Here is a 23,179-nt window from a genome sequence, read left to right on the forward strand (position 1 = left end):
TCATCAAATGACTATACTGATCGGTTCCTGTAACCCGCGGCGGTCGGCATGACTAATAAAGCTCACGAGCAACAGTCTGAAATCAAACAGCTCATCTCCAAGGGTCTGGAGCAGGGCTATCTGACCTACGCTGAAATCAACGACCACCTGCCCGACGACATCGTCGATCCGGAGCAGATCGAAGACATCATGGCGGTGCTCAAGGGCGTCGGCATCGAAGTCCACGATTCCGCGCCCGACACCGACACCATCTCCGACGGCGCCGCGCCGGGCACCAGCACGGACGACGAGTCCGCGGCCGAAGAAGCCGTGGCGCTGCTGTCGGCCGTCGACGCCGAGGTGGGCCGCACCACCGACCCCGTGCGCATGTACATGCGCGAGATGGGTACCGTCGAGCTGCTGACCCGCGAGGGCGAGATCGCCATCGCCAAGCGCATCGAGGAAGGCCTGAGCCAGGTGCAGACCGCGCTGGCCAGCTTCCCGCTCACCATCCAGCTGCTGCTCGAGGAATACGACCAGCACGTGGAAGGCAAGCGCCGCCTCAGCGAGATCCTGGCCGGCTTCGCCGACCTCGAGGAAGCCGCCGACGCCGCCCAGGCCGAAGCCGATAACGCGCCCGAAGTGGAAGGCGATAACGACGACGATGACGACGACGTCGAGGGCACCACCGACGACGAGGATACCGGCCCGACCGGTCCGGATCCGGAGGAAGTGAAGCGCCGCATGGAAGAGCTGCGTTCGCTGCATGCGAAGTTCCAGAAGGCCGCGCCGAAGGCCGAGATCAACGACAAGAAGGTCGCGAAGATCCGCGAGCAGATGTCGGAAGCCTTCCTCAACCTCAAGCTGCCGTCGGCCCTGATCGACAGCTTCGTGCGCAAGCTGCGCGAAGTGGTGAACGATATCCGTCACCACGAGCGCGTGCTGATGGACATCTTCGTCAAGCAGGTGAAGATGCCGCGCGCCGAGTTCCTGAAGAGCTTCCCGTCCAACGAGGGCAACCTCGAGTGGGCCGCCGAGCTGTCGCGCAAGCGCCAGAAGTGGTCGCCGAACATCAAGAACTTCCGCGAGGCGATCGACGCGGAACAGGAGAAGCTCGCCCAGATCGAGCGCACCCTGTACCTGCCGCTCACCGACATCAAGGAAATCAACCGCGCCATGTCCGTGGGCGAGGCGAAGGCTCGTCGCGCCAAGAAGGAAATGGTGGAGGCGAACCTGCGCCTGGTGATCTCCATCGCCAAGAAGTACACGAACCGCGGCCTGCAGTTCCTCGACCTCATCCAGGAAGGCAACATCGGCCTGATGAAGGCGGTGGACAAGTTCGAATACCGCCGCGGTTACAAGTTCTCCACGTACGCCACGTGGTGGATCCGCCAGGCCATCACCCGTTCGATCGCCGATCAGGCCCGCACCATCCGTATTCCGGTGCACATGATCGAAACGATCAACAAGCTGAACCGCATCTCCCGCCAGATGCTCCAGCAGTTCGGCCGCGAGCCGACGCCGGAAGAGCTGGCGAAGGAAATGGAGATGCCGGAAGACAAGATCCGCAAGGTCCTGAAGATCGCGAAGGAACCGATCTCCATGGAAACCCCGATCGGCGACGATGAAGATTCGCATCTTGGCGACTTCATCGAAGACACCAACGCCAGCTCGCCCATCGAGTCGGCGACCGAAACGGGTCTCATGGAAACCGTGCGCGACGTGCTCGCCGGCCTCACCCCGCGAGAGGCCAAGGTGCTGCGCATGCGCTTCGGCATCGACATGAACACGGACCACACGCTGGAGGAAGTCGGCAAGCAGTTCGACGTCACCCGCGAGCGCATCCGCCAGATCGAAGCCAAGGCTCTGCGCAAGCTGCGTCACCCGAGCCGCTCGGAGACGCTGCGGTCGTTCCTTGATATCGATTGATCGATAGCACCGCCCGCAAGACCAGAACGCCCGCGCAAGCGGGCGTTTTCTTTTGTGCTTGCCGAATCCCCACCTACCGTCGTTCCTGCGAAGGCAGGAACCCAGCGCCTTGGCTTTCCGCCAGCCGACAACGCCCCCATCGCAACCGGCAACCCCGCCTACGCCAAACCATCCCCCGCATCGGCTAAACTCCCCCCTCAGCGCAGGGCCTATAGCTCAATGGTTAGAGCAGAGGACTCATAATCCTTTGGTTCCAGGTTCGAGTCCTGGTGGGCCCACCAACATTGGCTTCTGATGTTGCAAAGCTGGTCCAGATATCGGCCATAATCCCGCAAATTGCGGGCTTTTTTGTGCGTGCTTGTCCGTGGCTGTCCAGTTGAATCCGGCAGAAAGGTGACTCAGAGGGTTGGCCAGGGGGCCGCTGACTCACAAATGGGGAAGGTCGGTCTAACACCTGGGGAACGTCGGTCTAACACCATGGAATACAGAACAGTGAAATCGAAGCAAGACCAAAGCCAGATCAAATGGATTTCCGACTTCATCTGGAACATTGCTGACGACCGCCTGCGCGACGTCTACGTGCGCGGCAAGTACCGTGACGTGATTCTGCCCTTCACTGTGCTGCGGCGGCTCGACGCCGTGCTCGAATCCACGAAAGACGAGGTGCTGAATCGTAAGAAGTTCCTGGACACCCACAAAGTTACCGAGCAGGACGGCGCGCTACGCATGGCGGCAGGCCAAGCCTTCTACAACGTCTCGGAGTTCACGCTGGCCAAGCTGAAAGCCAGCGCGGCAGGCCATCGCTTGCGCGATGACTTCATTGCGTACCTGGACGGCTTTTCGCCGAACGTGCAGGAAATCCTCACCAAGTTCAACTTCCGCAACCAGATCCAGAAGCTGGTGGATTCGCACGTCCTTGGCTACCTGATCGACGATTTCCTCGACCCCGAGGTCAATCTCGCGCCGCTGCCAGTGAAGGATGCCGATGGCCGCATCAAGCTGCCCGCGCTCGACAACCACGGCATGGGCACGGTGTTCGAGGAGCTGATTCGCCGCTTCAATGAAGATAACAACGAAGAGGCAGGCGAACACTTCACCCCGCGCGATGTGGTGTGGCTCATGGCCAAACTTCTGTTCCTGCCGGTGGCCGACCGGATCGAGTCCAGCACCTATTCGCTCTACGACGGCTCCTGCGGCACCGGCGGCATGCTCACCGTGGCCGAGGAGGCACTACACGAACTGGCTGAGCAGCACGGCAAGGAAGTCTCGATCCACCTGTTCGGCCAGGAGATCAGCGACGAAACCTACGCCATCTGCAAGGCCGACCTGCTCTTGAAGGGCGAAGGCGCAGAAGCCGAGAACATCGTCGGCGGCGCAGACAAATCCACCTTGTCCGCCGATCAGTTCCGCAGCCGCGAATTCGATTTCATGATCTCTAACCCGCCCTACGGGAAAAGTTGGAAGACCGATCTGGAGCGCATGGGCGGCAAGAAGGAGTTCAACGACCCGCGCTTCATTGTCAGCCACGCGGACAACCCTGAGTTCAAGCTCCTCACCCGCTCCAGCGACGGGCAGCTTATGTTCCAAGTGAACAAGCTGCAAAAGATGAAGCACAACACGCCCTTAGGCAGCCGCATCGCGCTGGTGCATAACGGATCGGCGCTGTTCACCGGCGACGCGAGCCAGGGCGAGAGCAACATCCGCCGCTGGGTGCTGGAAAATGACTGGCTCGAAGCCATCATCGCCCTACCGCTCAACATCTTCTACAACACGGGCATCGCCACCTACATCTGGGTGCTGGCCAACAAGAAGGCCGAAGCGCGCCGTGGCAAGGTGCAGTTGATCGACGCATCTCAGTGGTTCCAGCCGCTGCGCCGAAACCTCGGCAAGAAGAACTGCGAACTCTCGGACGGAGACATCCAGCGAATCCTCGACCTCTACCTCGGCAAGGCACAGGAAACTGTCCAGTCCAGATGGTTCGACACCCAGGATTTCGGCTACTGGAAGATCACCGTCGAGCGCCCGCTGCGTCTGAAAAGCCAGCTCTCCGACGAGCGCATTGAGTCCCTGCGCTTTGCCTCCGGCGATGAGGCACTGCGCGCCGAGATCTACGCCACCCACGGCGAGGCGCTCTACAGCGAGTTCGCCAAGCATAAACCGGCCATCGAGGCTTGGCTGAAAGGTGAGGACGAGAACGAAGACGACGACGGCGAACACAGCGGCGATGACGGTGAGGCCCCCGCCGCCCGTAATGCCGTGCCGGCAAAGCGCCGCAAGAAGTTGCTCGATGCATCGACGTGGCAGCGTGACAAGGGGCTAATGGAGGTGGCGCAACGGGCGCAGAAGACTCTGGGCATCGCCATGTTTGACGACCACAACGAATTCCGCGCCCGCTTCGATGCTGCTCTGAAGGCGCAGGGTGACAAGCTCGGCGCGTCGGAGAAGAAGGCCATCTACAAGGCGGTGAGCTGGCGCGACGAAACCGCACCGCCGGTTATCGCCAAGCGCAGCAAGCTCAAGGCAAGGGAATACTTCGAGCCTGGCTTCGATGGCGCATACCTGGAGACCGTGGGCAAAGATCGCTTCATGGTCGAATACGAACCCGACAGCGAGCTGCGCGACACCGAGCAGGTGCCAATGAAGGAGCCGGGCGGCATCGACGCCTTCTTCGCCCGCGAGGTGTTGCCGCACTCGCTGGACGCTTGGATTGCCACTGACAAGACGCAGATCGGCTACGAGATTTCCTTCGCCCGCTATTTCTACACGCCCGCACCACTGCGCACACTGGCCGAGGTGCGCGCCGACATCCTCGCGCTGGAGCAGCAGAGCGAAGGCTTGCTGCACAAGATCGTGGGGGCGGCGTGATGGCGGTGGCGGGCGCGTATCGGAACTATCGGTCATCAGGATTGCCCTGGGTTCCACGGCTGCCGGAAGATTGGCAGGTGCTTCGCAATGGCCGCCTTTTCGCTCATCGCGTCGAAACGGGCTTCCCCGATCTCCCCATTCTGGAAGTGTCGCTGCGCACTGGCGTGCGTGTGCGTGACATGGAAAACCTGAAGCGCAAGCAGGTAATGAGCCAGAAGGAGAAGTACAAACGCGCAGCCAAGGGCGACATTGCCTACAACATGATGCGGATGTGGCAAGGCGCGGTCGGCCCTGCACCAGTCGATGGGCTGGTCAGCCCGGCCTATGTCGTGGTGAAACCCTACGACGAGGCCAACAGCAGCTACTACAGCTACCTGTTCCGCACGGCGGCGTATATGCAGGAGGTCAACAAGTTCTCGCGCGGCATCGTTGCCGACCGCAACCGGCTGTATTGGGAATCCTTTAAGCAGATGCCCTCGCTTGTACCCCCACGCCCCGAGCAAGACCAGATCGTCGCCTACCTCCGCGCGCAGGACGCGCACATCGCTCGCTTCATCAAGAACAAGCGTGATCTGATCAAGCTGCTCACCGAACAAAAGCTGCGCATCATCGACCACGCCGTCACACGTGGCCTCGACGCTACCGTTACGCTGAAGCCTTCCGGCATCGAGTGGCTCAGCGAGGTGCCGGAGCATTGGGAAGTCGTGCATATCGGCTCCGCAGTCCAGATCGTCAACGGCTATCCGTTCGACAGTGGGTTATTTGACGCATTCGTAGGACATCCGCTAGTGCGTATTCGTGACCTCAATCGTACTCACACCGAAGTCCGGCTCAATGGGCCTGAAGTGCCAGAAGCGGTAATCAACACCGGCGATCTCATCGTCGGAATGGACGGCGATTTCAATGTGGCACGTTGGCGGGGCGAGCGAGCATTGCTAAACCAGCGGATGTGTTGCCTACGTCCGCGTAAGCAAATCACCACTGAGTACTTGGCGCTGATCATTCCGAAGGCGCTCAAGTTCATTAACGACCTAACGCTATCCACGACGGTGAAACATCTTTCGTCAGGCGATGTAAAGCGACTTCGTTTCCCTATTCCTGACGAGACTGAGCAGCTGCAAATCGTAGCGCACGTTCAGGCTGAAACGGCTCCAATAAACGACGCCATCACCCGCGCCGAAGAAGAAATCAAACTGATTCGGGAATACCGCGACCGCCTGATTGTCGATGTGGTCACGGGCCAGGTGGACGTGCGAGGCTCGCAACCCAGCCCGGACGACGTGGTGGACGACACGGCGCTGGCCGCACTGAGCGATGACCCTGAAGATGTGACAGAAGTTGGGGATGACGATGGCGAATACTGACATCAGTGAGCGCTGGTTCGAGGCGCGCGTGGTACGCGGTTTGACAGGCGTGCCGCAGCCTGAGTACGGCCAAGAGCTGGCTCCGACGGATTTTGCAGCAACCCACAACGGCTACGTTCAAGGCAAGCCCACCGACTACAACCGCGACGTAGCGCTGGATGTGGCGCAGTTACTGGCTTTCTTGCAGGCCACCCAGCCCAAGGCTGTGGACACGCTGGATCTGGCGGTGGAAGGCATCAAGCGGACCCAGTTCCTTCACCGACTGCAGGGCGAGATCACCAAGCGCGGCGTCGTGGACGTTCTACGCAAGGGTGTGAGCCACGGGCCCGTACACGTCGATCTCTATAAGCTGCTGCCCACGCCGGGCAATGCCGCCGCAGCGGACGCCTTCGGCAAGAACATCTTCAGCGTCACCCGGCAAGTTCGCTACAGCAACGATTCCGGCAACGAGCTGGACTTGGCCATCTTCATCAACGGTCTGCCGGTGCTGACCTTCGAGTTGAAGAACTCGCTAACCAAGCAAACCCTGGCCGACGCCATCGTCCAGTACCAGACCACGCGCAGCCCACAGGAGCTGCTGTTCCAGTTGGGTCGTTGTGTGGCGCACATCGCAGTCGATGACGCCGAGGTCGCGTTCTGTACTGAGCTGAAGGGCAAGGCCTCGTGGTTCCTACCGTTCAATCAGGGCTGGAACAGCGGCGCGGGCAATCCGCCCAACCCGAATGGCCTGAAAACCGACTATTTGTGGAAGTCGGTTCTAACGCGCGAGTCGCTGGCCAACATCATCGAGAGCTACGCGCAGGTGGTGGAGGAAGAAGAAGCAGACGCCAGCGGCAAGAAGCGCAAGAAGCGCAAGCAGATCTTCCCGCGCTTCCATCAGTTGCGCACGGTGCGTGCGCTGCTGCGCCGCGCCCATACGGATGGGGTGGGCAGGCGCTATCTGATCCAGCATTCGGCAGGCAGCGGCAAGAGCAACACGATTGCCTGGCTGGCGCACCAGTTGGTGGAGCTGCGCCGCAAGGACGACCCGTTGACGGCGCAGTTCGACTCCATCGTCGTTATCACCGACCGGCGCGCGCTGGACACACAGATTGCCCGCACCATCAAGGGTTACGACCACGTGGCGGCGATCTTCGGCCACTCCGACAACGCGCAGGAGTTGCGTGAGTACCTGCGCCGGGGCAAGAAGATCATCGTCACCACGGTGCAGAAATTCCCGTTCATCCTCGATGAGCTGGGCGACCTATCCGGCAAGAGCTTCGCGCTGTTGATCGACGAAGCGCATTCCAGCCAAGGCGGCAAGACCACGGCGCGGATGCACGAAGCCCTTGGCGGCAAGGCGGCGGAGGAGGAGTTCGAGGAGGACAGCACCCAAGATGCGGTCAATACCGAAATCGAAATGCGCATCGCCTCGCGCAAGCTTCTGGCCAACGCCAGCTACTTCGCGTTCACTGCCACACCCAAGAACAAGACGCTGGAGTTGTTCGGCGAGAAGACCCTGGTCGGCGACAAGGTGCAGTTCCGCTCGCCCGAAGAACTGACCTACACTACCAAGCAGGCCATCCAGGAGAAGTTCATCCTCGACGTAGTGGAGAACTACACCACCTACGACAGCTTCTACCAAGTGGCCAAGACGGTGGCGGACGATCCGGAATTCGACAAGGTGAAGGCGCTGAAGAAAATTCGCCATTACGTCGAATCGCACGACAAGGCCATCCGCCGCAAGGCCGAGATCATGGTCGATCACTTCATCGCGCAGGTGGCGGGCAAGCAGAAGGTCGGCGGCAAGGCGCGGGCGATGATCGTGTGCAACGGCATCGCGCGAGCCATTGACTACTGGCGCGAGGTGTCGGACTACCTCACCCAGATCAAAAGCCCGTACAAGGCCATCGTGGCATACTCGGGCGACTTCCAGATTGGCGGGCAGAAGAAGACCGAGGCCGATCTCAACGGGTTTCCAAGCAAGGACATTCCGGGCAGTCTTAAGCAAGACCCCTATCGATTCCTGATCGTTGCCAACAAGTTCGTTACCGGCTTCGACGAACCCCTGCTGCATACGATGTACGTGGACAAGCCGCTGGCGGGCGTGCTGGCGGTGCAGACCCTGTCACGCCTGAACCGGGCGCATCCGCAGAAGCACGACACCTTCGTGCTCGACTTCGCCGACAACGCCGAGGCGGTGAAGGCGGCGTTCCAGGACTACTACCGCGCCACCATACAGACCGGCGAAACCGACGCCAACAAGCTGCACGACCTGAAAGCTGAACTCGACGGACAGCAGGTCTACAGCTGGCAGCAAGTGGAAGACTTGGTGGCGCTGTACTTGAGCGGCGCTGACCGGGACAAACTCGATCCGATCCTCGATGCCTGCGTGGTCGAATACACCGACAAGCTCGGCGAGGACGATCAGGTCAAGTTCAAGGGCAAAGCCAAGGCCTTCGTGCGCAGCTACGGTTTCCTCGCCGCAATCCTGAGTTACGGTCACCCGACGTGGGAGAAGCTGTCGATCTTCCTGAACTTCCTCATTCCCAAGCTACCCGCGCCCAAGGAGGAGGATCTCTCCAAGGGTGTGCTGGAGACCATCGACATGGACAGCTACCGGGTTGAGGCCAAAGCAGCGCTGGAGATGGCTATGGACGATGCCGACGCCGCCGTCGAGCCATTGCCACCCGGTGGTGGAGGCGGCAAAGGCGAAGCCGACATCGACAGGCTCTCTGCGATCATCAAGACCTTCAACGACCTCTTCGGCAACATCGAGTGGAAGGACGAAGATAAGATCCGCAAGGTCATCGCCGAGGAAATCCCGGCGCGGGTGGCACAGGACAAGGCCTACCAGAACGCGCGGGCAAACTCCGATAAGCAAAACGCCAAGCTGGAGCACGACAAGGCACTCAACCGCGTGGTCCTGGAGCTGCTGTCCGACCACACCGAATTGTTCAGGCAGTTCAGCGACAACCCCAACTTCAAACGTTGGCTAACAGATATGGTCTTCGACGTCACTTACCAGCCTGGCATCACTCCATCTGGTCGCGCCCCCGACGAGTCGAGTAAGTCTCTTTAGGCAGTGGTTGACGAGTTCAGTGCGTCCATTACGGGGTGGAGTCGGCGCGCCTGATGATGGGGGGGCCACTTTTCCCTCGATTGAAGTAATCACGCGCGAGACAGGCTTTGGCGACCGCGAAAGGATGCGCCAGGTGTTCTCTCGTGCTTCTGGTCAGCGACCCTGTCAAAGTCGCCTGGGGCGTGACGACTGTATCGCCCGCGAAAGCGATAATCAGGGCAACTCTGGGTCGCAGTAGCGAGTGGCGCACCCGGAAGTCCAGTAGGCGGCACACCTCGTGCTTAATGCCTTTATGTCGTATCCGCCTGGTCAGGCGCAGCACTGATACCAATCAATGCGGAACCGAGCTCGTGCACAACATGGGGTAGTCCGTAAGGCCAGAGACCCCGCCTCTAAACAACGTAGCACGGTGATGCGCATTCAACGGCACACCGATACGCATCCGCTCAGACAGATCCGGATTAGCGATAAATGGCCGCCCGAAGGCGATGGGTTCAGCCCAGCCGGCACCCGACGTCACGCCGCTTTGAATAGCGGAACGGTTTGGAGTCCAGGGGTGGGTCAGTTCAAAATCCAGTCGGCAAATTCCGTGAAATTGTGCATCACCGCCACAACTTCGTCTCCAGTTCATCTATTGCCATCAGCACGCGTTCGTCATCGCTGCCGTTCATGCTCAAGATGAGCGAAAGAGGGTCGACTGTTTTCGTATCGCCGCCCAGCGTGGGCGGATAGCTCCAGACCTGGACCGCTTCCTGGGCGTCACCTGCATAAAGCACCGGTGGTTGGTTTCGCTGGATCTCGACCCAGTGCATCTGGCTGACGGCCCAGATGTGATGCTTCGGTTCGGCAAGCATGGTTAGGTGGGACAGGGCATCTACGCCGGCGAGCCGCATGACGGGGTGACCGGCCTTGATCTCAGGTCGGCGGGGATGCTCGGTCCTGAGGACAGGGCTTCGCATGAGAGGCTTGGCCCGCTTCCATGTATCGGCTCGGCTCGCCGTCAGTGCAATGACTTTGGTGCGTGTTTGGCGCCTCTGTTCAACCAGTCCATGCGCCACGAGATCGCGCACCGCGCGCGTCGCCGTCATGCCGGTATACCCGATCTTCGCGGCGAGAGCCGAAGCCACGACGGGACTCCGCATATCATCCAGCAGCATGGTGATGAGAATGGCCTGCGCAGACGGGCTTATCAGATCGCTGGGGTCGGACAGGGCCGTCGCAAATTGCTCACGCAGCGCCAGCCCGAGGGTGGGCGCAAAAAGCTGGCTCCCCGGCACGACAAACTCAATGCCCGCTTCGATCATTCTCTGACGTTCGTAGGACTGGATGCTCGGAAGCACATAGAGCACGGGCAGGCCGGTCTTCGTCGCCAGGATGTGCAACATCTTCTTGGTTTCACCGCCGGTGCCGTCTTTCGGCGCGATGGCCAACAGCACCTCCCGGCGGGCAACACGTAGCTCGTACAGATCAAATCTGGTCAGGTAATGAGGGAGTCCGTTGCGGAGCTCCAGGCTCAGCGGATGCATGAGACCGACGGCCCCTGGAAGGATGGCCTGCAGGTACTCCACGGTTTTCTGCGCCAGCGGGTTCATGGAGTCTTCTCTAACATCATGGCGCTACGTTAACATGATAGATGTTAACGTGCATATTTTATGTTAACTATATGATTTTCGATGAAATTACGTCTGAGGGGGACTTAATTTGCCCCTTTTCCCGAGGATTCCGGCTAGCCCTCTACGAAATTCGGCATTGCGATATATCGCCGTTTTACACTCTCGCGCCCTCGCTCGTGAATGCTGCATGGCTTCCTTGAGACCTCGCCGGATAAGCCAGGCATTGACGGGGTAACTCGTCGCGAAGTCGGCCACCATCGCCCATTGCATGGCGAACCAGAGCTGGATGTGACTCCGTCAACTCGGCGATGACGTCACCGCGCGTGCATTCGCTGCCGCAGTGCAAGCAGCCCCTGGTCACACTGGTCCACCGCGGTTGATCGTCGAGGCGGTGTCTGATCCGCAGCCCGCCCCATCGCACCCATTAACGCCCTTGATGCCATCACCGGGGCCCCACTCATTTGCGAAGCATCCGGTGGCCCGCGACTACCATGGATGGCTTTCTCATGCGCTGGCACGCTGAAGGCGCAGCGGTTCGGGAAGCATCAGGGTCCGCGTAGGGAAGGCGAACCCGATGTCGTGCTCGGCGAATGCGTCCATCATGGCCAGGTTCATGGACTGCTGTGCGTCCATGTATCGGTTGAAGTCGGGATGAGTCACGTAATACACGACTTCGAAGTCCAGCGAGCTGTCGCCAAAGCCTTTGAAGTGAACGCGATCCAGGCGAACGTCGGGGGTGTCGGCGGCGATGGACCGCACCAGGTCCGGAATGGCGCGCATGGTGGCCGCGTCTGTGTCGTAGGTGACGCCAAAGGAAAACACAATGCGCCGCTCTTGCATGCGAGCGTAGTTGTGCAGCGTGTTGCCGAGCAATTCGGAATTGCCGATGACGATCTCTTCGCCGCTCAAGGATTTGATGCGCGTGGTTTTGACGCCGACGTGGACGATCGTGCCTGCCACATCGCCGAAGGTGATGAATTGCCCGATCTCGAAGGGCTTGTCCAGCCCGATGGACATGGATGCAAACAAGTCGCCGAGGATGCTCTGCAGCGCCAAGGCGACCGCCACGCCCCCTACCCCGAGGCTTGCCACGAACGCGGTGATGTTCACGCCTGCGACGCTCAGGGCAGCCAGCAGCAGCGTGGCCCAGACCATGATGCGCGCAAACCAGCTCATCATCGACAACACGACGGGGTTGTGCGCTTGCCCCCCTTCGGCGGCGAGCGTCTGGGTGGTCCACGCATGTACGAGGCTGTTCGCCCAAAGCCCGACTTGCACGGCGACGGCCACGGCGCCCACCAGCCCGATGTATCGGTCGGCGCGATCGGACAAGCCGAGCGCCTGGGCGCCCAGCGCGAGGAATGCCAGCAGGACGAGCCACCAGCGCGTATGACGGGCAGCGGCACCGAGCGCACGCACCGCGACCAGGTGGCGCCTGCCCAGAGCACCGGCCAGCAGACGCAGCGCCGTGAGGGTAACGACTGTGCCCAATGCGGCGGTCGTTGCCGCCACCAGCCAGCGCCAGGCGGGGATACCAAGGAATGTGTAGTGGAGGGCCCACTGATGAAACGACTCGAACATCGCGGCTCCTGATTGCACCCGAGGGGTGCTCGTGGCAAAGGAGAAGCCGAGGATCGCATGGCGACTGTGGATGTCGTGTCGTCGCATGTCGTGACACTGCATCAGTGGCGCGTTGGCCCGTGCGCGCCAGCCCGCATGGCGAAAATGTTCGAGGCGCCTCACGCATCATCGGCTCCGTTGCACAGGCCTCTTCGGATGCCAGCGCCATTCCGGCTCGGAAAGTTTTTCAGCAAGGAAATTCCCCAGCGCTTCCGTCTTGGCCGGGCGGGATCGCAGCGTGGGTGTGACGAAATACAGGCCGCCTGTCGCCTGCGACCAGCCAGGCAGGATCTCCTGGAGTTCTCCGCGCTTCAGGTATTCGCTCGCAATGAACTCGGGCAGCTCTCCTACCGCCTTGCCCGCGAGTAGAAGCGGGATGGAAGCCTCGATGTTCGTCACGCGGAGCCGGCCTCGCGGCTTGACCAGTTCCTCGTTGCCTTTGCGATCGACCAGCTTCCAGGTGTCGTTCTGGGAACGATAGGCGTAGCCGACGCAGTCATGACGGTTCAGGTCGCCCGGGTTCTTCGGCTTGCCGTTCAAGCGAAGGTAGGTCGGCGAAGCCACCAGGAAGCGCGACACGCTGCAGAGCTTTCGCGCGACGAGCGATGAATCCGGAAGCAACGCGATACGAACCGCTGCGTCGAATCCCTCGCCGATGAGGTCCACCTGGGCATCCGACAGATGGAGATCGACGGCGATGTCCGGGTAGCGCTCCAGGAACTCCGGAAGCAACGGGGCCACCCATTTGATCCCGAATGTCATCGGTACGGCGAGGCGCACCAGCCCCCTTGGTTGCGCGGCTTGCTCGCGTGCGGCGGCCTCCAGTTCCTCGGCCTCGCGAAGCATGCGGCTTGCCCGGTCCAGCAACGACGCACCGAACTCGGTCAGGGCCAGTCGCCGCGACGTCCGATTGAACAATCGGCCACCCAGCCGCTCTTCCAGTCGCGCCACCGCTCGCGACACGGTGGCCACGGACAGGTCGAACTCCCTCGCCGCGCCGGCAAACGACCGCTCCTCCGCCACCTTGGCGAACATGGCAAGGCCTTCCAGGTCGGGCAGATAACTCATTTCATTTCTGCAACGATGATTTGCAATTGATTCTATTTCGTTCCCCTCGCGACGTCGATAGCCTATGCCCATCACGCACTACGCGTTTCCCGATGAAAGAGGAACTGGTCATGGCTCGTAAGCTCGAAGGCAAGGTCGCAGTAGTCACCGGTGGCACGACGGGCATTGGCCTGGCCACCGCGAAACGGTTTGCCGCGGAAGGCGCCCACGTCTTCATCACCGGCCGCCGGAAGAAAGAACTCGACGACGCCGTCGCGGCCATCGGCAATGCGACAGGCATCCAGGTGGACTCCTCGAAGCTCGATCAGCTCGATCGGCTCTTCGCATCGGTCAAGGACAGCAAGGGACGCATCGACGTACTGTTCGCCAATGCCGGCGGCGGCAGCATGGTCCCGCTGGGCGAAATCACCGAAGAGCAGTACGAAGACACCTTCGGGCGCAACGTGAAGGGCACGATCTTCACCGTGCAGAAGGCCCTGCCTTTGCTGACGAAGGGTGCTTCGGTCATCCTCACGGGTTCGACCGCGGGTATCACCGGCACGCCGGCTTTCAGCGTCTACTCCGCAAGCAAGGCGGCGATCCGCGCCCTCGTCCGTGGCTGGATCCTGGACGTGAAGGATCGCGGCATCCGCTTCAACGTGGTCAGTCCCGGTCCGACCAAAACCCCCGGGCTGGTCGATCTGGCGGGTCCCGATGCCGCGCAACAGCAGGGTCTTGTCGACCACCTCGCTTCGCAGGTGCCGATGGGCCGCGTCGGCGATCCGGACGAGATCGCCCGCGCGGTGGTGTTCCTCGCCTCCGACGACGCCAGCTTCGTGAATGGTGCCGAGCTGTTCGTCGACGGCGGCCAGGCCCAGATCTAAGGGAGCAGGCCCGCTAAAGGGACTCGATGACTTTCCGCAACTTCGCCTGGACTCCCGTGGCGGCTTCGGCAAGCCGAGGATTGGCGACCGCCTGCATGGATGCGACCGGGTCGATGGCGGCCACCTCGGTGGTCGTGTCGGTCGTCGCCTGTACCACGACATTGCACGGCAGCATGGTGCCGATCTTGTCTTCGATGGAAAGCGCCTCATAGGCGAGCCTGGGGTTGCAGGCACCCAGGATCCGATAAGGGTGGAAGTCGACGTCGATCTTCTTCTTCAGGGTGTCCTGGACGTCGATCGTGGAAACGATGCCAAAGCCCTCGTCCTTCAGTGCCGAAACGACATGGTCGATGGCCTGCTCGAAGCGCATGTTCAACGTCTTTGCGAAGTAGTAACTCATGGTCGTCTCCTGGCAAATGGCCCCGCCCCGGCCCGGGAGCGCGCCGATACGTGACGACCTGCGATGTACGACGAAAAAAGTGACATCGGGTTGACCCGCGTCAACTGGCGGACCGGCAAAAGATTCCACGCTCGGTTCCAGCCGGTAGGAGGCGGGTCATGGCACATGTAGTTGTTCTTGGCGCAGGTCTGGGCGGCATCGCGGCCGCATACGACATCAACGCGGCCCTGGGCAAGGCGCACCGGGTCACGGTGGTCGGCGACGGGCCGTTCTTCAATTTCACGCCCTCGAATCCGTGGGTGGCGGCCGGCTGGCGCAAGGCGGCACAGATCCGCGTCGATCTGGCCGAGCCGCTGGCGAAGCACGGCATTACCTTCGTTCCGATACCGGCCGAGGCTCTGCTCGCCGGTGAAAACCGGCTGCGGCTCCGTGACGGCAGCTTCGTCGGCTACGACTATCTGGTGATCGCCACCGGACCGCGCCTGGCCTTCGACGAGGTACCGGGACTGGGGCCCGACGGAGGACTGACGCAATCCATTTGCACCGGGCCCCATGCCGAGCGCGCGTGGGCGGCTTACCAGGCGTTCCTGGAAGCACCGGGCCCGGTGGTCATCGGTGCCGTGCAGGGAGCGAGCTGCTTTGGGCCGGCTTACGAGTTCGCGATGATCCTCGACGCCGATCTGCGTCGACGGAAGCTGCGCGACCGCGTACCGATCACCTATGTCACCGCCGAGCCTTACGTGGGGCACCTGGGCCTGGGCGGCGTGGGCGATTCGCGCGGCATGATGGAAGCGGCACTGCGACAGCGCGACATCCGCTGGATCACCCATGCCAAGGTCGTTTCCGTCGAGGCGGATGTCGTCAAGGTCGACGAGCTGGACGACAAGGGCGTCCTCTACCGGAGCCACGCGTTACCGCATCGCTACGCCATGTTCATTCCGGCATTCACCGGGGTGACAGCCCTGCGCGAGGTCGAGGGTCTGACGAATCCACGCGGGATGGTGCTCATCGACCCGTATCAGCGCAGCCCCTCCTATTCCAACATCTATGCGGCGGGAGTGTGCGTTGCCATTCCGCCGGTGGAAGCCACGCCGGTACCCACCGGTGCGCCGAAGACGGGTTTCATGATCGAGTCCATGGTCGGCGCCATCGTCGCGAACCTCAAGGCCGACATCGAAGGCCGTCCCGCCGAAGCGCAGGCGACGTGGAATGCCATCTGCCTTGCCGACATGGGCGAAACGGGCGTCGCCTTCGTGGCGTTGCCGCAGATACCTCCCCGCAACGTGGCCTGGGTCAAGGAAGGCAAATGGGTGCATCTGGCGAAGACCGCCTTCGAGAAATACTTCCTGCGGAAGGTCCGCACCGGCCATACGCATCCGACGTTCGAGACTTATGTCCTGAAGCTCCTGGGCATACGGACGCTCAGGGACAAGCGTCGGGTGGCGTGATACCGGCACGACAGAGGCAAGCGTCATGAATATCGATCGCATGGTTATGTCCTTCGCCGGCACGATGGTCCTTGTGGCCGTCGTCCTCACCTATCTCGTATCGCCATGGTGGCTGCTGCTCGCCGCCTTCGTCGGGGCCAACCTCCTGCAGGCGTCGTTCACCGGATTCTGTCCCATCGCGCGGGTCCTGGCACGCTTGGGGGTCAAGCCGGGCTGTGCGTTTCCATCGTGACCGGGCGGTCTCCGTGAAGGCCGTGATGCGCACGCTCGCATGTGGGAAGGCCATCGCGCCGGGAGCCCTGTTGGTGCTGGCGGCGTGCGGACATCCGGCGACCCAGCCGCCACCCGCATCGGCGGCACCGGCGTTGGCGTCGCTGGTGGTCAAGGCGGAACCGGCAGCGGAGCGCCAGGTGTGGGACGGCACGGTGGAAGCCGTCAATGCGGCGGTATTGTCGGCGCAGACCAATGCGCGAGTCCTTGATCTTCCGTACGACGTCAACGATGTCGTGCCTGAGGGCGCGGTCCTTGTCCGCTTCACCGACGTCGAACAGAAGTCGGCGTCGCGCGCGGCGCAGGCGCAGATCGCGGCGGCGCGGGCTGCGTATACCGACGCCAGGCTCAATTACGAGCGTGTCGCCGCCATCGCCGCCAAAGGGCTCATCGCCAGGCGGGAACTCGACCAGGCATTGGCCCAGCGTGACAGCGCGAGGGCGGCGCTCGCGGCGGCGGAGGCCACGTCGCGCCAGGTTGGCATGCAGGCCGATTACACCGTGGTGCGCGCCCCGTATGCCGGCATCGTCACCCACCGTTATGTCGAAGTCGGCGAGTCGGTGCAGGCCGGCCCGCCGGTACCCCAGCGGTTGATCGCCCTGGCGTCGCTCAAGGACCTGCGCGTCACGGCGCAGGTGCCGCAGAGTTCCGTCGATGCCATTCGCCGCTATCGCGCGGCGGAGATCCTGCTCGATGGACCGGAGCCGCGTAGCGTCCCGGCAACCAAGGTCACCGTGTTCCCCTACGCGGACCCGGCCACGCATTCCTTCGCCGTCCGCGCGGAATTCAAGGGAGACGGCACCGGACTCTATCCCGGCATGACGGTGAAGGTCGCCTTTGCCACCGGCCAGACCGAACACCTGCGCGTGCCTGCCGGCGCCCTGGTTCGCCAGGGCGAATTGCAGGGCGTGTACGTGATCGGCGATGCCGGCGTGACGTTGCGCCAGGTGCGCGTGGGTGAGCGCGACGGCGGGAGTGTCGAATTGCTGGCCGGCCTCGACGGCGGCGAACGCATCGCGCTCGATCCCCCGGCGGCCGTGCGCTGGCTGACGTCGCAGCGGCAAAGAAGCGGACCATGAGCGAGCAGACACCGGGACTCTCCGGCCGCGTCGCCCGTGCCTTCCAGTCGTCGCCGCTGACACCCATCCTCGCCCTGACCGCGCTGCTGCTCGGCGTCGCCGCCATGTTCGTCACGCCCAGGGAGGAAGAGCCGCAGATCGACGTGACCATGGCGAACGTGATGGTGCCTTTTCCCGGCGCGGACGTTCGCGATGTCGAGAGCCTCGTCGCGTTTCCCCTCGAACAGAAGCTTTCCGAGATCGAAGGCATCAAGCATGTCTATTCGGTGAGCCGGCCCGGCATGGCTATCGTCACCGTTGAATTCCAGGTCGGCGTGCCGCGGCAGACGGCCATCGTCCGCCTCTACAACCAGGTCTTCCAGAACCAGGACTTCGTACCGCCTCATCTTGGCGTGGGGCCGCCGCTGATCCGTCCCATGGGCATCGACGATGTGCCGGTGATGACGCTTGCCTTGTGGAGCGACCGGCTCGACAAGGATCCGACGCGTCTCGCCGAACTGGCACATACGCTCGAAACCGATCTCAAGCGTGTGCCGGGCACGCGCGACGTATACACCATCGGCGCGCCGGAGCGCGCGGTCGTCGCGGAACTGGATGCCACCCGGCTCGCCTCCTACGGACTGGCCCTGAGCGACCTGTCCGGCGCGCTGAAGGCGGCCAACGTCGTGACGCAGGCCGGCGACCGCATAGCGGGCGACCGGGTCAGGCCCGTCACCGCGGGCACGTTCCTGGTCGACGCCGCCGATGTCTCGCGGCTGGTGATCGGATTGAAGGACGGCCGGCCGGTGTTCCTTTCGGACGTGGCGCGCATCGACGAGGGCAGTGACATACCGGCGCGGTACGTCTGGTTCGGCACACCGGCGGGCATGTCCTTGCCCGCGACCGGAAGCGCCCCGGCAGTGACGCTCGCCATCGCCAAGAAACCCGGTACGAACGCCGCCGACATCACCAACGAAGTCGCCGTCCGCCTCGAGCGGCTTCGCGGCGTACTGATTCCTTCCGACGTTCATGTCACGGTGACTCGGGACTACGGCCGGACCGCCACGGACAAGGCGGACAGGCTGATCCACAAACTGATCTTCGCCACCTTGTCGGTCGTCGTCCTCGTCTTGCTGACGCTGGGGTGGCGCGAAGCCACGGTCGTGGGCACGGCGGTCGTCATCACCTTGATGCTCACCCTCTTCGCCTCATGGGCGATGGGGTTCACCATCAACCGCGTGTCGCTGTTCGCGCTGATCTTTTCCATCGGGATCCTGGTCGATGACGCCATCGTGGTGGTGGAAAACATCCACAGGCACATGGCGCTCGGTGGCCGCACGCTCCGGGAAGCCATTCCGGACGCGGTCGCCGAAGTGGGTGGGCCGACGATCCTCGCCACGCTCACCGTCATTGCCGCGCTGCTGCCGATGGCCTTCGTATCGGGCCTGATGGGTCCGTATATGCGGCCCATCCCGATCAATGCGTCGGCGGGGATGCTGCTGTCGCTCATGGTCGCCTTGATGGTGACGCCATGGCTGTCGCTGCGCCTCCTTCGCCACGACAGCCCCGGCCCGGGGACGACCGGTCGCGACCATCCGATGCCGGGGCGACTGCACCGCTTCTTCGTCCGGCTGATGTCGCCCTTCCTTCAGGGCAGCACCGCTCCACGCAAACGCCGCTGGCTGTACGGCGCCATGGTGCTCCTCGTGCTGATGGCCGTCGGCCTGGTCGCGGCGAAGGCCGTGATCCTGAAGATGCTGCCCTTCGACAACAAGTCCGAATTCCAGATCGTGGTGGACATGCCGGAAGGAAGCACCGTCGAGCGTACGAACCGCCTGCTTACCGAACTGGCGCAAGCTGTGTCCACGCTGCCCGAGGTCGAGAACTGGCAGGGTTATGCAGGCGTATCGGCACCCATCACGTTCAACGGCCTCGTTCGGCAGTACTACCTGCGCAGCGGCCCGACGGTCGGCGATCTGCAGGTCAACCTGGTCGGCAAGGAGCGACGCGATCGCCAGAGCCATGCGATCGCCCTTGCCATCCGCCCCGAACTCACCCGCATCGGTGCGCGGTATGGGGCCTCGGTCAAGGTCGTCGAGGTACCGCCCGGCCCGCCGGTACTCGCACCGATCGTCGCCGAAGTCTATGGCCCCGACGAGGCCACGATCCGAAGCGCCGCCCGGAAACTGGAGAGGACGTTCCGCGCCAACGCGGATATCGTCGACATCGACACCAGCGTGGAGGCGGACTCGCCGCGCGAGGTCATGGTGGTGAATCGCGAACGGGCCGCGACGTTGGGGCTGACGCAGGCCGCCATTGCCCAGGCGATCCGCGCCGCGCTGTCCGGCGACGATGCCACTTACGTCATGGATGGCCATGCGAAGTACGCCGTTCCCGTGAGGTTGCGTCTTCCCGCAAGCGACCAGGGCTCGATACGGCAGTTGCTGGCCTTGCGCGTCCGCACGCGGGGCGGCGACCTCCTGCCTCTTTCGGAGGTCGTCAGTGTCGTCACCGCCGACTGGGAAAAGGCGATCTACCACAAGGACCTCCTGCCCTACGCCTATGTGGTCGGCGATGACGCGGGTCGTACGGACAGTCCGCTCTATGGCATGTTCTCGCTCGTCGGCGCACTTGGCCATGCCAAGGCGAACGAAGAAAGCATCGCTCAGCGGTTCATCGCGCAACCCTCGGAAACATCCGGGGTATCCGTGAAATGGGACGGCGAGTGGCAGATCACCTATGAAACCTTCCGCGACATGGGGCTCGCCTATTCCGTGGGCCTCGCCTTGATCTACCTGCTGGTGGTGGCGCAGTTCAAGAGCTACGTCGTTCCGCTGATCATCATGGCACCGATCCCCCTCACGGTCATCGGCGTCATGCCCGGGCATGCCCTGGTGGGTGCGCAATACACGGCGACGTCCATGATCGGCATGATCGCCCTCGCGGGCATCATCGTGCGCAACTCCATCCTCCTGATCGACTTCATCAACCACACCATGGCCGCCGGCAAACCGCTGGTGGACGCGGTGGTGGACGCGGCCGCCGTGCGTGCCAAGCCGATCGCGCTTACCGGGGTGGCCGCCATGGTGGGCGGATTCTTCATCATCGACGATCCGATCTTCCAGGGCCTCGCCGTCTCGCTGATCTTCGGCATCCTGGTATCGACCCTGCTCACGCTGCTCGTGATTCCGGTGCTCTACTTCGCGTGGATGTCGCGTCGCCGGTCGGGTTGAACGCGGGGATGGGCGACTCGGCGCGGCCGCCGATGGCTACGACCGCGCATGGCCTCGGGAGCTAGAGCGACCAACCCTCGCGGAACTCGCGACGCAGGAACTGATTGGCCCCCGGCAGATTCGTGACACGCATGTTCGTCGCGTCATACTCGATCCTGCCGCCCGCGCGAAGCGATACGACGCCAAGCAGCATGACCTCGGTCAGCTGCGCGGCGTATTCGAAGGGCGACGACGCCTTCCCTTTCCCCTTGCACGCATCCACCCAGTTCATCTCGTGACTAGTCTTGATGCGTGCATACTTCTGCGGAGGCGTGCCCACCGAATCGTGCAACGACTGCGGCAGCAGGCGCGGGTTGGCGCCGTAGGTTTCGTGGATCAGCTTGCCCTTGTCGCCGATGTAGAGCACGCCGCCGTCCTTGCTCAATTGCCCGGCACCAAGCTCTTGCAGACCAGGCGGCACCAGCGCGCCGTCGTACCAGGTGAGCTTCACCGGTGGCCTGCCGCCGCGCGCCGGGAAGTCGTAGTACGTCATCGTCGCCATGGGGTACGACTCGTGGTTGAACGGCGTCGAGACCGTTTCCACCGACGTCGGGAAACCCAGGTCCAGCGACCAGAACGGCGAATCGATGAGGTGCGCGCCCATGTCGCCAATGGCGCCCACGCCCCAGTCCACCCAGCCGCGCCAATTGAACGGGTGATAGAGCGGGTGATACTCGACAACCGGGCCGGGGCCTAGGAAGAGGTCCCATTCCAGACCCGCCGGCTTCGGATAGTTTCCGGCCATGGCGTTGGCGAGCCGGGCCATCACCGCATCCATGTCCCAGCTCGCGTCGTCCGGCTTCGGCACGGGTCGCGGGCGTGAAATGCCCTGCGGCCAGTAGACGAGTGGACGGTTCGTCCAGACATGCACCTCGCTCACCGTGCCGATCGCGTCGGCCGCGATGTACTCGTTGATCAGCCGGGCGTCGTCGGTCGAATGCCCCTGGTTGCCCATCTGGGTGACGATCCTGGGGTTCTCCCTGGCTTTCCGGGACAGCTCGCGGGCTTCGTGGATCGACCAGGTCAGCGGCTTCTGCACATAGACGTGCTTGCCCATGCCCATCGCCGCGCTGGCGATCGTCGCATGCAGGTGGTCGGGCGTCGCTATGACCACCGCATCGATGTCCTTTTGCTGCTCGAGCATCCGGCGGAAGTCGGTATAGCGCTTGATCGAGTCGTACTTACGAGAAAGCGCCCTCGTCTGCGCGATCTCGTCCTGCAGCTCCTGGCGCTTCGCGGCGGTCTTTGCCTGATCGAGCCTTTCCTGCGCCTTCCCCAGTCCTTCGACCGATTTGCGGAAGGACTTGTCCACATAACCCCAATCCACATCGCACATGGCGACGATGTTCTCGCCGGCCAGGGCGCGCATGTTGTGCATGCCCATGCCGCCGACCCCGATGCCGGCGATGTTCAGTCGATCGCTGGGTGGCGTATGGCCGGGGCCGCCGAGGACATGGCGGGGCACGATCATCAATCCCGTCGCGGCGAGGGCCGTGGCTGTGCCTGCCAGGAACTCCCGGCGTGTGAACTTCGTTTCGTTCGACATGGGCGCTGCAATCTCCGTCTGGATGCGGAAGGTTCAGTCCAGCGGCCTCACCCAGATATTCCGGAAGCTGATGGGCTGGGAGTGGTCGCCGTGCGCCTGTAGCTTGATCGGCGCGTCGGCGTAGGCCTTGTACTTGGGCTTGCCGATATAGAAGGTCTCGCCGGCAAGTTCGGTATGGTTCTGCACAAGCACGCCGTTGTGGAACAGCGTGACGTAGGCCGGCGATTTCACCGAGCCGTCGGCGGCGAAGACCGGTGCCGTCCAGACGACGTCATAGGTCTGCCATTCGCCGGGCCGGCGCGCCGCGTTGACCAGCGGAGCCGCCTGCTTGTAGATGCTCGCGGCCTGCCCGTTGACGTAGGTCTTGTTCTCGAACGAATCCATGATCTGGATTTCGTAGCCCTCGTCGCCGGGCCCGGTGGAGGCCAGGAAAAGGCCGCTGTTACCGCGCCCCTGCCCTTCGCCGGTGATGTCCTTCGGTATCTGCCACTCCAGGTGCAGCTGGTAGTCGCGGAAACGCCGCCGGGTCTGGATGTTGCCGCTGGTCTTGTCGACGGTGACCACGCCATCGTGCACCTTCCAGCGCGCGGGAGAATGATCCTTCGATGCTTCCCACCCGGCGAGGTCGCGACCGTCGAAGAGCACGACCGCGTCCGACGGCGGCGCATGGTCCTTCGCCCCCGGCGTCACCACCCGGGGCACCGGTTCCCACTGCTCCGTGGCCTTCGGGTCGTCCTGCGCCGAAGCGCACGAGCCGATAACCGTGAACGTGACGAAGGCGAGGACAGTCGATGTGCTGCGTTTCATGGGCACTCCTTGGGAA

General features: G+C 62.8%; 16 protein-coding genes, 1 tRNA gene and 1 pseudogene. 10 read left to right on the plus strand and 8 right to left on the minus strand.

Annotation, left to right across the window (positions count from 1 at the left end):
• The first annotated feature begins 48 nt into the window (after positions 1–48).
• The 5 genes from rpoD (at position 49) to HBF32_RS12765 (ending at position 9,198) form a co-directional block, all read left to right on the plus strand.
• Complete coding sequence (rpoD, locus tag HBF32_RS12745; protein WP_166699975.1) at positions 49–1,908, plus strand: RNA polymerase sigma factor RpoD; 1,860 nt, start codon at positions 49–51, stop codon at positions 1,906–1,908.
• Between the two features lie 205 nt (positions 1,909–2,113).
• Positions 2,114–2,189: transfer RNA gene (locus HBF32_RS12750), tRNA-Ile, on the plus strand.
• 196 nt (positions 2,190–2,385) lie between these two features.
• Positions 2,386–4,773: a type I restriction-modification system subunit M gene (locus HBF32_RS12755; protein WP_166699976.1), complete on the plus strand. Its 2,388-nt coding sequence runs from the start codon at positions 2,386–2,388 to the stop codon at positions 4,771–4,773.
• Positions 4,773–6,137, plus strand: a complete 1,365-nt coding sequence (locus HBF32_RS12760; RefSeq protein ID WP_166699977.1) for a restriction endonuclease subunit S — start codon at positions 4,773–4,775, stop codon at positions 6,135–6,137. The genes HBF32_RS12755 and HBF32_RS12760 overlap by 1 nt, the downstream gene beginning before the upstream one ends.
• Complete coding sequence (locus tag HBF32_RS12765) at positions 6,124–9,198, plus strand: type I restriction endonuclease (RefSeq protein WP_166700546.1); 3,075 nt, start codon at positions 6,124–6,126, stop codon at positions 9,196–9,198. The genes HBF32_RS12760 and HBF32_RS12765 overlap by 14 nt, the downstream gene beginning before the upstream one ends.
• Positions 9,199–9,529: 331 nt before the next feature.
• Here the strand turns inward: HBF32_RS12765 and HBF32_RS19355 are convergent.
• The 5 genes and pseudogenes from HBF32_RS19355 to HBF32_RS12785 all read right to left on the minus strand — a co-directional run.
• Positions 9,530–9,703, minus strand: a pseudogene (locus tag HBF32_RS19355) (alkene reductase); the annotation flags it as partial.
• Between the two features lie 97 nt (positions 9,704–9,800).
• Positions 9,801–10,790 (minus strand): winged helix-turn-helix domain-containing protein, encoded by a 990-nt coding sequence (locus HBF32_RS12770; protein WP_166699978.1) that lies wholly within the window; start codon positions 10,788–10,790, stop codon positions 9,801–9,803.
• Between the two features lie 87 nt (positions 10,791–10,877).
• Entirely contained in the window at positions 10,878–11,099 is a 222-nt protein-coding gene (locus HBF32_RS19505; RefSeq protein WP_338039801.1) for a DUF4396 domain-containing protein, read from the minus strand.
• Between the two features lie 216 nt (positions 11,100–11,315).
• The gene (locus tag HBF32_RS19635; protein ID WP_205287737.1) at positions 11,316–12,554 is read right to left on the minus strand and encodes a mechanosensitive ion channel domain-containing protein; all 1,239 of its coding nucleotides are present in this window, start codon (positions 12,552–12,554) and stop codon (positions 11,316–11,318) included.
• A gap of 3 nt (positions 12,555–12,557) precedes the next feature.
• Complete coding sequence (locus HBF32_RS12785) at positions 12,558–13,571, minus strand: LysR family transcriptional regulator (RefSeq protein WP_240147978.1); 1,014 nt, start codon at positions 13,569–13,571, stop codon at positions 12,558–12,560.
• Between the two features lie 38 nt (positions 13,572–13,609).
• Between HBF32_RS12785 and HBF32_RS12790 the strand changes: the two genes are divergently transcribed.
• Positions 13,610–14,362: an SDR family NAD(P)-dependent oxidoreductase gene (locus tag HBF32_RS12790; RefSeq protein ID WP_166699982.1), complete on the plus strand. Its 753-nt coding sequence runs from the start codon at positions 13,610–13,612 to the stop codon at positions 14,360–14,362.
• A 13-nt stretch (positions 14,363–14,375) separates the two neighbouring features.
• Here HBF32_RS12790 and HBF32_RS12795 read toward each other — a convergent pair whose 3' ends face one another.
• The gene (locus HBF32_RS12795; protein ID WP_166699983.1) at positions 14,376–14,762 is read right to left on the minus strand and encodes a DUF302 domain-containing protein; all 387 of its coding nucleotides are present in this window, start codon (positions 14,760–14,762) and stop codon (positions 14,376–14,378) included.
• Between the two features lie 158 nt (positions 14,763–14,920).
• Here HBF32_RS12795 and HBF32_RS12800 point away from each other — a divergent pair, with 158 nt between their 5' ends.
• From HBF32_RS12800 to HBF32_RS12815, 4 genes are read left to right on the plus strand one after another with little or no spacing between them, the layout of a single operon-like run.
• Positions 14,921–16,210: an NAD(P)/FAD-dependent oxidoreductase gene (locus HBF32_RS12800; RefSeq protein WP_166699984.1), complete on the plus strand. Its 1,290-nt coding sequence runs from the start codon at positions 14,921–14,923 to the stop codon at positions 16,208–16,210.
• A 25-nt stretch (positions 16,211–16,235) separates the two neighbouring features.
• Positions 16,236–16,442 (plus strand): YgaP family membrane protein, encoded by a 207-nt coding sequence (locus HBF32_RS12805; protein ID WP_166699985.1) that lies wholly within the window; start codon positions 16,236–16,238, stop codon positions 16,440–16,442.
• A gap of 25 nt (positions 16,443–16,467) precedes the next feature.
• Positions 16,468–17,559, plus strand: coding sequence for an efflux RND transporter periplasmic adaptor subunit (locus tag HBF32_RS12810; RefSeq protein WP_166699986.1), 1,092 nt, complete (start codon positions 16,468–16,470; stop codon positions 17,557–17,559).
• The gene (locus HBF32_RS12815; RefSeq protein WP_166699987.1) at positions 17,556–20,771 is read left to right on the plus strand and encodes an efflux RND transporter permease subunit; all 3,216 of its coding nucleotides are present in this window, start codon (positions 17,556–17,558) and stop codon (positions 20,769–20,771) included. Before HBF32_RS12810 ends, HBF32_RS12815 begins: the two co-directional genes overlap by 4 nt.
• 61 nt (positions 20,772–20,832) lie before the next feature.
• Here HBF32_RS12815 and HBF32_RS12820 read toward each other — a convergent pair whose 3' ends face one another.
• On the minus strand, positions 20,833–22,356 hold the full coding sequence (locus HBF32_RS12820; protein ID WP_166699988.1) for a Gfo/Idh/MocA family protein: 1,524 nt from the start codon (positions 22,354–22,356) through the stop codon (positions 20,833–20,835).
• 33 nt (positions 22,357–22,389) lie between these two features.
• Complete coding sequence (locus HBF32_RS12825; protein WP_166699989.1) at positions 22,390–23,163, minus strand: 3-keto-disaccharide hydrolase; 774 nt, start codon at positions 23,161–23,163, stop codon at positions 22,390–22,392.
• Positions 23,164–23,179 lie beyond the last annotated feature (16 nt).

This window comes from Luteibacter yeojuensis, assembly GCF_011742875.1.
Classification (GTDB): domain Bacteria; phylum Pseudomonadota; class Gammaproteobacteria; order Xanthomonadales; family Rhodanobacteraceae; genus Luteibacter; species Luteibacter yeojuensis.

What these genes read in the sequence shown, in the direction of transcription:
- rpoD (WP_166699975.1), top strand. Translation starts at nt 49, where the DNA reads ATGACTAATAAAGCTCACGAGCAACAGTCTGAAATCAAACAGCTCATC.
- HBF32_RS12755 (WP_166699976.1), top strand. Translation starts at nt 2,386, where the DNA reads ATGGAATACAGAACAGTGAAATCGAAGCAAGACCAAAGCCAGATCAAA.
- HBF32_RS12760 (WP_166699977.1), top strand. Translation starts at nt 4,773, where the DNA reads ATGGCGGTGGCGGGCGCGTATCGGAACTATCGGTCATCAGGATTGCCC.
- HBF32_RS12765 (WP_166700546.1), top strand. Translation starts at nt 6,124, where the DNA reads ATGGCGAATACTGACATCAGTGAGCGCTGGTTCGAGGCGCGCGTGGTA.
- HBF32_RS12770 (WP_166699978.1), bottom strand. Translation starts at nt 10,790, where the DNA reads ATGAACCCGCTGGCGCAGAAAACCGTGGAGTACCTGCAGGCCATCCTT.
- HBF32_RS12785 (WP_240147978.1), bottom strand. Translation starts at nt 13,571, where the DNA reads ATGGGCATAGGCTATCGACGTCGCGAGGGGAACGAAATAGAATCAATT.
- HBF32_RS12790 (WP_166699982.1), top strand. Translation starts at nt 13,610, where the DNA reads ATGGCTCGTAAGCTCGAAGGCAAGGTCGCAGTAGTCACCGGTGGCACG.
- HBF32_RS12795 (WP_166699983.1), bottom strand. Translation starts at nt 14,762, where the DNA reads ATGAGTTACTACTTCGCAAAGACGTTGAACATGCGCTTCGAGCAGGCC.
- HBF32_RS12800 (WP_166699984.1), top strand. Translation starts at nt 14,921, where the DNA reads ATGGCACATGTAGTTGTTCTTGGCGCAGGTCTGGGCGGCATCGCGGCC.
- HBF32_RS12805 (WP_166699985.1), top strand. Translation starts at nt 16,236, where the DNA reads ATGAATATCGATCGCATGGTTATGTCCTTCGCCGGCACGATGGTCCTT.
- HBF32_RS12810 (WP_166699986.1), top strand. Translation starts at nt 16,468, where the DNA reads ATGCGCACGCTCGCATGTGGGAAGGCCATCGCGCCGGGAGCCCTGTTG.
- HBF32_RS12815 (WP_166699987.1), top strand. Translation starts at nt 17,556, where the DNA reads ATGAGCGAGCAGACACCGGGACTCTCCGGCCGCGTCGCCCGTGCCTTC.
- HBF32_RS12820 (WP_166699988.1), bottom strand. Translation starts at nt 22,356, where the DNA reads ATGTCGAACGAAACGAAGTTCACACGCCGGGAGTTCCTGGCAGGCACA.
- HBF32_RS12825 (WP_166699989.1), bottom strand. Translation starts at nt 23,163, where the DNA reads ATGAAACGCAGCACATCGACTGTCCTCGCCTTCGTCACGTTCACGGTT.